Origin of the sequence: Laedolimicola ammoniilytica (assembly GCF_025567165.1) — a bacterium.
Lineage (GTDB): Bacteria > Bacillota > Clostridia > Lachnospirales > Lachnospiraceae > Laedolimicola > Laedolimicola ammoniilytica.
The window spans coordinates 1-495 of record NZ_JAOQKC010000065.1 but is presented as its reverse complement, the minus strand read 5'-3'; the positions used below and the strand labels follow the sequence as shown (position 1 = coordinate 495).

1 rRNA gene is annotated in these 495 nt (G+C 40.6%); it reads left to right on the top strand.

Annotation, left to right across the window (positions count from 1 at the left end):
• Nucleotides 1-90: ribosomal RNA gene (gene rrf / locus OCV63_RS17405) — 5S ribosomal RNA — on the top strand; the annotation flags it as partial.
• Nucleotides 91-495 lie beyond the last annotated feature (405 nt).

Below are 495 nucleotides of genomic sequence, written 5' to 3'. Positions count from 1 at the left end.
CCCGTTCCCATCCCGAACACGATGGTTAAGACCTAAGCGGCCGATGGTACTATGTTGGAGACGATATGGGAGAGCAGGTGGCTGCCAGATTACCTAAAAAACAACTCGAAAGAGTGTTATATATAGATACGGACATATCTTAGTGGGTGGAGAACAAAACGAAGCCTGCGAGCAGGGATGTGTTAACCCGTACCAGCAGGGAAGTGCTGTTATATATAACTGGTTTTAACCAGTGATTAGAGGATTCAAGCTATTGAGTTTTCTAATGACTGATTAGAACATCAATCAGTTGATTGCACCTTGAAAACTATATACTGAAATATCTACAAGTTAAATTCAATCCTTAGAATGAATTTAACACAAGACATCCGAGGTGATTATCCTAAAAAGGTAATCATTCCAAGAGGACGAAAACCTCTTAAAAATAACAAACCTATGACCCTCATACAACGCTATGTATGAGCTGATTGCTCACCGGCAGTCAGAATGGTCAAG